This window comes from Bacteroidales bacterium, from assembly GCA_021157585.1.
In the GTDB taxonomy this organism is placed as follows: domain Bacteria; phylum Bacteroidota; class Bacteroidia; order Bacteroidales; family UBA12170; genus UBA12170.
In genome coordinates, this window is sequence record JAGGWH010000008.1 from 1 (window position 1) to 9214 (window position 9214).

Annotated in this window: 9 protein-coding genes; 4 read left to right on the top strand and 5 right to left on the bottom strand. The window is 32.0% G+C overall.

Annotation, left to right across the window (positions count from 1 at the left end; translation table 11 throughout):
• Positions 1–81: 81 nt before the first annotated feature.
• A complete protein-coding gene (locus tag J7K39_00220; protein ID MCD6178304.1) occupies positions 82–1416 on the bottom strand; it encodes a sigma-54-dependent Fis family transcriptional regulator in 1335 nt (444 codons plus the stop codon).
• A 233-nt stretch (positions 1417–1649) separates the two neighbouring features.
• Here J7K39_00220 and J7K39_00225 point away from each other — a divergent pair, with 233 nt between their 5' ends.
• Entirely contained in the window at positions 1650–2594 is a 945-nt protein-coding gene (locus J7K39_00225) for an endonuclease/exonuclease/phosphatase family protein (protein ID MCD6178305.1), read from the top strand.
• An 18-nt stretch (positions 2595–2612) separates the two neighbouring features.
• Here the strand turns inward: J7K39_00225 and ychF are convergent, their stop codons facing one another.
• From ychF to J7K39_00240, 3 genes are all read right to left on the bottom strand, one after another.
• The gene (ychF, locus tag J7K39_00230; protein MCD6178306.1) at positions 2613–3713 is read right to left on the bottom strand and encodes a redox-regulated ATPase YchF; all 1101 of its coding nucleotides are present in this window, start codon (positions 3711–3713) and stop codon (positions 2613–2615) included.
• 108 nt (positions 3714–3821) lie between these two features.
• A complete protein-coding gene (locus J7K39_00235; GenBank protein ID MCD6178307.1) occupies positions 3822–4367 on the bottom strand; it encodes a 1-acyl-sn-glycerol-3-phosphate acyltransferase in 546 nt (181 codons plus the stop codon).
• Between the two features lie 102 nt (positions 4368–4469).
• Positions 4470–5195: a hypothetical protein gene (locus tag J7K39_00240; protein ID MCD6178308.1), complete on the bottom strand. Its 726-nt coding sequence runs from the start codon at positions 5193–5195 to the stop codon at positions 4470–4472.
• 241 nt (positions 5196–5436) lie between these two features.
• On the opposite strand from J7K39_00240, the gene J7K39_00245 reads away from it, so the two are divergent.
• Entirely contained in the window at positions 5437–5700 is a 264-nt protein-coding gene (locus J7K39_00245) for a hypothetical protein (protein ID MCD6178309.1), read from the top strand.
• Here J7K39_00245 and J7K39_00250 read toward each other — a convergent pair whose 3' ends face one another.
• Complete coding sequence (locus J7K39_00250; GenBank protein MCD6178310.1) at positions 5701–8148, bottom strand: transporter substrate-binding domain-containing protein; 2448 nt, start codon at positions 8146–8148, stop codon at positions 5701–5703.
• A gap of 191 nt (positions 8149–8339) precedes the next feature.
• Between J7K39_00250 and J7K39_00255 the strand changes: the two genes are divergently transcribed.
• Together J7K39_00255 and J7K39_00260 are read left to right on the top strand one after the other, a co-directional pair.
• Positions 8340–8795 carry a hypothetical protein gene (locus J7K39_00255; protein MCD6178311.1) on the top strand — a complete coding sequence of 152 codons (456 nt, stop codon included), beginning with the start codon at positions 8340–8342 and terminating at the stop codon, positions 8793–8795.
• A gap of 43 nt (positions 8796–8838) precedes the next feature.
• A partial coding sequence (locus tag J7K39_00260) for a carbamoyl-phosphate synthase (glutamine-hydrolyzing) small subunit (protein MCD6178312.1) occupies positions 8839–9214 on the top strand: 376 nt, incomplete at its 3' end.

Genomic DNA, 9214 nt, shown 5'->3' on the forward strand with positions numbered 1-9214 from the left:
ATATTTAGTTTAGCGAAAAACTTTCATTTCAATCTCTCCAATTGAAATTTGACCACTATATCTTTCAAATATAATAATTATTTACATCTTCTTCTCATTTAAAAGATTGTAGATACTCGACTTACCAATATCTAATTTCTCTGCAACTACCCTAACTTTGTTATCATATTTTTTAAGAAAGTACCATACAATCTTATTATAATACTCTTTCATTGTAAGTTCGGTAGAAAAAATATCTTCTACAGCTCCCAAAGAACTAAAGTTAATATCTGCTTCAGAAATCTCATCACTATTAGATAAAACCGTTGCCAACTCTATTACCGATTTAAGTTCTCTAACATTACCGGGGAAATGATAACTTTTTAGTTTCTCTTGAGCTTTTAGACTTAAACTTTTTGGAGGCAGGCTATTCTCCTCACAAAAATTATTAATAAAATAACGAGCAAGAATCAATACATCTCCTTCTCTTTCACGCAAGGGTGGAATATGTATAGGCAAGCCCAATAAGCGATAGTAAAGGTCCTCACGGAAGTTTCCAACTCTTACCTGATCTGCCAAATTCTTATGTGTCGCAATAATTAAACGAGTATTTATTTTTATAACGGTGTTTCCGCCTACCCGTGTCAGCTCATTTTCTTGAAGTACACGTAAAATTTTACTTTGCATATTCAAATCCATATCCCCTATTTCATCTAAAAACAAAGTTCCTCTATCAGCCTCTTCAAATTTTCCTATTTTGCGGGAATTAGCTCCGGTAAATGCTCCCTTCTCATAACCAAATAACTCACTTTCAATCAATTCGGAGGGGATAGCAGAAACGTTAACAGCTATAAACGGACCATTTGTACGATCAGAATTATAATGTATAGCCTTAGCTACCAAATCTTTACCAGTACCGGTTTCTCCGGTTACAGAAACATTAATATTGGTTTTGGTGGCTTTCTCAATCAAAGCAAAAACATTTTTAAGCGAGCTGCTATTTCCAATTAATAAATTACCTGTCTGAAATTTCTTACTTACTTCAGCTTCTAACCTATCAATTTTTTTTTCGTAACTGCTAATCTTTTTAACCTTTTCCATGGCCATCCACAAGCGATCTTTCAAGTCAGGATCCTTAACGATATAATCGAAAGCTCCTTCTTTTAAAAGACTTACAGCAACACGAATATCGCTTTGAGCAGAAATAATTATAACTGGAAAATTTTTATTGAAATTATGAAAACTTTGCATTACTTCCATCCCATTCATTCCCGGAAGGTTATAATCCAAAATAATTAAATCTGGATTCTTATATCGCTGTGCAAGAGCCTCTTTACCGTTTGTAAAAAGGCTGACCTCATTTTCTGGGTTAAGTGAAAGATAATAGAGGATGGATTTCCCAAAAATCACATCGTCTTCAACAATAAATATTTTCAAAATATGGACAGTTTTTCCAACAAATATACGATTTCAAGCAAATTATCAAAAAATTGATACGATTAAATTACAAATAATGCTAAAAATAAAAAACAAATTATAAAAGGATTAGTAAATTTGCCCTAAAATAACTAAACATGAACAAACAATATAAATATTACTGGATAAGCCTTATAGCTGTTCTAATCTGCCTTTCTCCTATTTTACAAGCTCAAAATTTTCAAAAAGTTAGCATTGGATTTTATAATTTAGAAAATCTTTTTGACACTATTGACACTCCGGAAGTAAGAGACTCTGAATTTACCCCTTTGGCTGCTAAAAAATGGAATTCTCAAAAATATTACGAGAAACTAGATAATATGGCTAAAGTTATTTCAAAAATAGCTATCGATAAAACTCCCGAAGGAGTGGCTATTCTTGGAATTTGCGAAGTAGAAAATAAAGAAGTTGTTGAAGATTTAGTCCATCGTCCGGCACTAAAAAATCGTAATTATAAAATTGCACATATCAATTCTCCCGACAAACGTGGAATAGACGTTGCCTTAATTTATCAAGCTTCTATGTTTGAACTGGAAAGCGCTTTGGCTTTTCCTTTAAAAATAGAAGGCAGACTCGATTTTTATTCTCGCGATCAACTACTGGTTAGCGGAAAACTATTAGGTGAAAAAATTCATATTTTAGTTAATCATTGGCCAAGCAGAAGTGGCGGCGAAGAACGCTCAATGCCTCTACGTAATGCAGCCGGAGATTTAAGCAGATCAATCGTAAACTTTATTTTAAGTCTTGATTCTGATGCTAAAATCATTATTATGGGCGACTTGAACGACGATCCGCATAACACCAGTGTTGTAGAACATCTAAAAGCTACAAGCGACAAAAACCTACTATCAAAAGGCTATTTATATGATCCTTTTGCTTTGATTCATAAACCAGATAGTTTTGGCTCATTAGCTTATCGCGGAAAATGGAATCTGTTCGATCAGATTATTATTACACCTAGTCTGATAAAAGCCAAGCGCAAAAAATGGCATTTTAAAGAAGCTTTTGTTTTTAATGCTGACTTTCTGAAAAACCAAGAAGGGAAATATAAAGGTTTTCCTTTTCGTACTTTTGCAGGAAACAGATATTTAGGCGGTTATAGCGATCATCTTCCTACTTATATTATCTTGGAAAGATAAACTTATAAGCGATGAATTCTACACATTAAAACGAATATTTAGAATATCTCCGTCCTGAACTTGGTAGTTCTTGCCTTCGATAAAGAGTTTTCCCTTATCACGACAAGCGGCTTCAGAACCAAGACTAACAAAATCGTCGTAATGCATTACTTCGGCGCGGATAAATCCACGTTCTAAATCGCTATGTATAACACCGGCAGCCTCAGGAGCTTTCATACCTTTTTTTATAGTCCAAGCACGATTTTCTTTATCACCTACGGTAAAGAATGATTGAAGATTTAATAAATCGTAAGCTGCTCTAACAAGCTTATCAACGCCAGGCTCTTCCAAACCGGCATCCGACAAAAACTCTTTTCTATCATCAGCATCATCTAATTCGGCAATTTCAGCCTCAAGAGCTCCTGCAATAACAATAATCTGTGGGTTTTCATCTTCTATTCCTTCTTTCAAAGCAGACACATAATTATTCCCAGAAACGGCCGAATCATCATCTACATTACATACGTAAAGCATTGGTTTATCGGTAAGTAAATACATATCGCTAATTAAGCTTTTTTTGTCATCTTCACTAACTTCAAAATCGCGGACATTACGCATATCTTCTAAATGCGCTTTCAGTCTGCTCAAGACTTCAATAGCATATTTGGCACTCTTATCTCCTGTACGAGCAAGTTTTTCCATACGTTGAAGTTTACGTTCTACCAAATCTAAATCGCGCAACTGCAACTCAAAATCTACTATCTCTTTATCTCTTAACGGATCAACCGATCCTTCAATATGAGGCAAATTTTCATCATCGAAACAACGTAAGACATGAATTAAGGCATTAGTTTGCTGAATATCGGCTAAAAACTTATTACCAACGCCTTCGCCTTGACTGGCACCTTTAGTGAGGCCAGGAATATCAACAAAATCAATAGTAGCCGTTACCACACGCTTTGCTGAAACTAACTTATCTATCACAGCTAAACGAGGATCGATTACATTAACCATTCCCACATTTGATTTATTAGTTGAAAAAGCGAAATTTGAGATTTCTGCCTTTGTATTTGAAACGCAATTAAAAATAGTTGTCTTTCCTATATTCGACAAGCCAATAATACCACAGGTTAAAGCCATTTTATATTAAATTTAAAAAACCGAAGAAATAGATTTAATCTCTTCAGGAAAATTTGCGCAAAGATAGTTTATTTGATTTGTTCTTAGCAAGAAATACGCTTAATTGATTTAGCCAAGATAAAATTTCTCAGGATGACGAGCTACTTTATCTTTATAAAAACTCATAATTACCTTAATATCGCTATCCCAATTGCCTGTAGGATAAAATACTCCTCCTACTCCTACTGTTTTAGATTCAAAATTAATGTAGCCCAAAACTATGGGTACATTTGCGCCCATAGCCATAGAGTAAAAACCCTTTCGCCAACGCTTAGTCAAACTTCTTGTCCCTTCGGGTGCAATAGTGAGCAATAATTCATCACGTTTTTTAAATTCCTCTATCATTTGATCTGTAAGCTTGACTTTTAAATTCTTATGAACAGGGATTGCTCCTAAAGCTCTTAAGAGAACTCCTAAAGGAAAGAAAAAGTAACTTCCCTTTATCATAAATTTAACACTCCTTCCTATGCTACTGTAGTATAATCGACCGATAATAAAATCCCAAGTTGAAGTGTGTGGAGCAGCTACAACAACATATTTCTTCCCTTCAGGAAAATTTCCATCTACCTTCCATCCAATTAGTTTAAGAATTAGTTTACTTAAAAATTTTATCATCTTTTTTGCTTTGCATCGGCAAAAATAGAAAAAAATAAATATAATGCCAGTAAGGATGAAATATTATAATCTATTGATTATAATATAATTACATAATTGTAACTAATTTGAAACCGAAGAAAAGAAATTATTTTCAATTTGTTCTTTTAATTCTAATTGCTGCTTTTCAAGAGCGGAAATTACTTTTAAAAATGAAATAGAAGTAGAATTATAAGCTTTTAATGAAACTCTAAAACCGGTATTGGTGAATAAAAGCTGAACATTATTTTCTAAATAAAATGTTTTTGATTTTTCGTTGCTCAACTCTATCTGCAAAACCTGATTGATATCATCTAATAAGGCTTCCAACTTATTTTGAGGAAAATCTTCGAAAACATAATCGACAGTAAAGAGCTTATCTTGATAAAAGTAATAGACTATTTTGGAGCTAAAACTAAATTTATCATCGGGAAAACCAAATAATTTAAAATCGTAATAATTATCCCTATAAGCGTTAAAACAAATGGGTTCACCTTTGGAAGAAAGTAAGGATTTGGGGGTTAAATTAAATGGGATATCAATTTTTGAAGGGATATTGTATTTTTTATCGAATAGTTTTAACGAATCAAAAGATTTTTTCAAATTCATAATATGCTGTAAAATCTCATCCTTAAAACAATAAGGGTGCGGATTGCTGTTAAAATAAATTTTATATTGATTCTGATAATCAAAACTATACACACTATGCATTACTCTAATCTTAGTCAGAATTAAAGATTTTCTAAAGAAAATAGATAAAATAACAATAGTAATAAACAGTAGAATTAAGCCTATATACATATGAATCAAATGTAGTTATTTTTCCAAAGCAAAATCGTTTTCAAACAAAAAATACAGGAGATTTTATAAACAATATGATTAAATATCAGTAGATTAAGCAAATATCTCTCGGAGATCTATTTCGTGCAAATATTCGCTAATTCAGGTAAAATACATCCTAACTTAAGTTGTTAATAAGGTTGTGAATATATCTATTTCTTTTACAAACTGCTTTTTCATATTTTACCTACTTTTACTTTAATAATATTTTATGAGCAAAAAAAAGAAAATCCGTACTCGTAAAACTCGATTTAAGTCGTTTACTTTTAAACTATCGCTCCGTCAGTATAAATCTTTAAAGAATTTTAGTGAAATTGAAGGCACCACTCCTCTTAAAGTTATTAAAGAAAGAATTAGCGATTGTATTGAAGAATACTCTGATGAGCAAATAGGTAAAGAAGCAGTAGCAAAAAATCAACTCAGTCTTTTTAAGGAGACTTCTCCAAAAGATCAACAATTAAAAATGTTTAAATAGTTATTTATTAAATAACACATCAATACAGCTCAACAATTCTCCCTTATTTACAGGCTTTGGATAATAGGCAACACAACCCGATTGTAAAATTCTTGTACGTTCATCACCAAGAGCAAATGCCGTAACTGCAATAATTGGCAATGTTGGTTTTAACTGCTTAATAAGTTTACTACTGGTTTCTCCATCCATTATCGGCATCAGCCAATCCATAAGAACCAAATCAATATTAGTTTCTTTCCTACATCGTTCATAAGCATCACTACCGTCTTTTGCAGTAATAATTTCAGCCTTAGTAGATTTAAAAATAAGTCGGAAATAATCTAAACTATCAGGGTTGTCATCAGCAATTAAAATCTTTTTTCCTTCCCAATTAAATTGCTGCTTCTTATTTGGCAAATTCCTTGTTTTATATTGTGCTACAGGATCATCATCGGAAAAATTTGGTAAGCTAAAAGATAATTTAGACTTTTCATTTTTTTCATCTCTATTTATTTCAAGTTTGCTTCCTATAAGCTTAATAAGAGCTAAACTAACATATAAATTCAAATCTTCGCCAGAATTAAAATGAAGATTGTTATCAGTATAATTAGCTGCAACTGTTTTTATTTTCTGAGATAAAGATTGATAAACATCCTCTTTGCAATGTGCATAAATAAAGAAATTCACTTCTTTGTTTCTGTTTAACTCACAACCAATTTTTACCGAATCATTAATCGCTAGTTTATCTACATAAGAAAGCAAATTCAAAAGTATACGTGTTAGTATTCCACGATTGGTATTCACTATCAAATCTTTAACAGAGTTTTCAATACAAGAAACACTAACGTTATTTTCTAAATAATCAACGCCTTTAAATTGCTTATAAACACTGTTTATAATACCGGGAACTAAGATAAATTCAGGGGTAATATCAAGCTCTTCTGCATCAATCTTAACTAAAGTTCCAATATTTTTAAGTAATAGCGATAACATCTGAGCATTTTGATGTATCATACCGGCATATGATTTTATCTCATCCATTGCCAAATCATCCGTTTTCATCATTTCCGAGAAACCCATAATTACATTCATTGGCGAACGTATCTCATGCGAAACGTTCAGTAAAAATGAACTCTTTAGCTCTTTAAACTTTTTTTCAGTTGATTTTGGGTAAACTGTCTTTTCCTGGTTAACTTCAAGTCTGTAAAAAAATATTAACAACTGACCATTTCCTAAAGAAATGAAATGTAATTGCATAAGTTTTTCCTCACCCGTTTTAGTTGTTAAAGTATATACAGAAATATTTATACCTTGAATAACCAAATCTTTAGGATTATAAAAGAACTGACTTTTTATAAAACTTTGCTCTTGCTCTTTTTTTATAGCCTCCGATAGCCACCGATTAACCGATCCTGCTTTATCCGACTGTTTTCCAAACAAATCTTCAAAACCACTATTGGTAAATACAAAATAGCCTTCTTCGTGAATCATTGCAATGGGAAAAGGACTATACTCTATTATCCTCTTTAAAAGAGTTTCATTTTTATAAACATCCTTTAAAACCTGATTAGTTTGCTTTATTTCATTATTCAAATTTTTATTTGTTACCACCAATTTTTTTAAACGGAATTGCATAAATAAATAAACAAAAACCAAAATAACAGTAAGAAAAATGCTTATCAACCAAAATATGGAAGACTTTTCTTCCAATGCCGAATAAGTGGGATTATATTTACCAAACCATTTCTCAAATATTTCTTCATACTTACCACTTTGATGCATTTTAGTTAAACCTATATTTAAAGTATTTAACAAAGCGGTATCTCCTTTTGAAACAGCAAATGAATATTCGCGAGGTAAAATAGGAAGCCCAACTGTTTCTATATCATCTAATCCATTTTTTTTAGCTACATATTTCGCCTGTAAATCGGGTAATAAAGCACAAGTAGTATATGAATCTTCAACTAAAAATAAAGCATCAAGCTGATTTTCAACAGCCAATATACGCTCCGGCAAAACACCATTAGTAGTTAAGTATTTATGCAAAATACTGCTATTCTCAACAACTACCCTAATAGACTTATCTTCTTTTATATCATTTAAACTCTCTATTTTACTACCATTTTTTACAAAAACAGAATGAGTAATAATAATATATGGCATAGTAAAATCATAATACTCCGCTCTATCAGGATTATAGTACATTCCTGCAAGCATATCAAATTCGCCATTCTTCATTTTATCCTTTATAATAAACCAATCTCCTGTGGTAATTTTCACTTCAAGACCAAATTCTTTCACTAAAGAATGAAGTAAATCAATATCAAAACCATCGGGTTCTCTGTCATCGTTAAGATATTCAAATGGAAAATAGGCGTTATCTGACCCTACTTTAATAATAGGCGACTGCCCTGATAACGACTGTGTTACAAAACCAAAAAAGAAAAGAAAATATACGACCCTACTCAAATATCTACCCACGTTTATAATACATATAAGTTAGAAATACATTATAATTATTTAGCAATTTACTACTTTTTTTAAAGGATAATGTTTTTTTGTTTTGATCAATTGTTAGCAAAATGTTTAAACATAATATTGCTCACAAGAAAATACAGTATATATTTGCACTCAGAAAGCATAAATATACAATTATTACAATGAACAATAAAACTGAACGCCAAAAACTTATAAGGGAAATTATCAATAAGAATAAAATTAGTCGTCAGGAAGATTTACTTCTACTGTTAGTTAACCGCGGGTTTGATCTCACACAAGCAACGCTTTCGCGTGATTTACGCGAATTAAAAGTTGGCAAAATTCACGATGCACATTACGGAAGTATTTACTTTATTCCAAATGATGATAATGGACAACAGTTAAGAGGGGCTCTTTCCATAGAATTCTCTAATAATCTTTCAGTACTTAAAACCAAAAGCGGATTTGCAAATAGTGTTGCCGTACGTATTGACAATACAGAAATTGATGAAATTATTGGAACAATAGCCGGTAACGATACCATTATTATTATTTTTAAAGATGATGTGCCCAAGGAAAATTATTTACAAATACTTTCAAAGCATTTTCCGGATATCGATCAACTAATCATTAAATAACTATCTGCCCTCATCTTTTCTAGTTGAGGGCTTTTTTTTAGCTATGAATAAATCAGCCATACTCATTCTAGAAGACGGAACGGAATTCAAAGGAAAAGCGTTCGGGTACACCAAAAGCATTGCAGGAGAGATTGTCTTCAACACAGCAATGACAGGATATCCGGAGAGCCTAACGGATCCTTCTTATAAAGGTCAAATCTTAATTGCCACCTATCCTCTTATTGGAAATTACGGTGTTCCTGGAGAAGGAAAAAAAGATCAGATGTTGGAATATTACGAATCGAACAAAATTCAAATTAGCGGTTTTGTTATTTCTGATTATTCTCACGCTTACAGTCATTGGAATGCAGAAAAAAGTCTCCACGACTGGATGATTGAAAATAAGACTCCCGGTATTTATGATATCGACACGCGTGCAC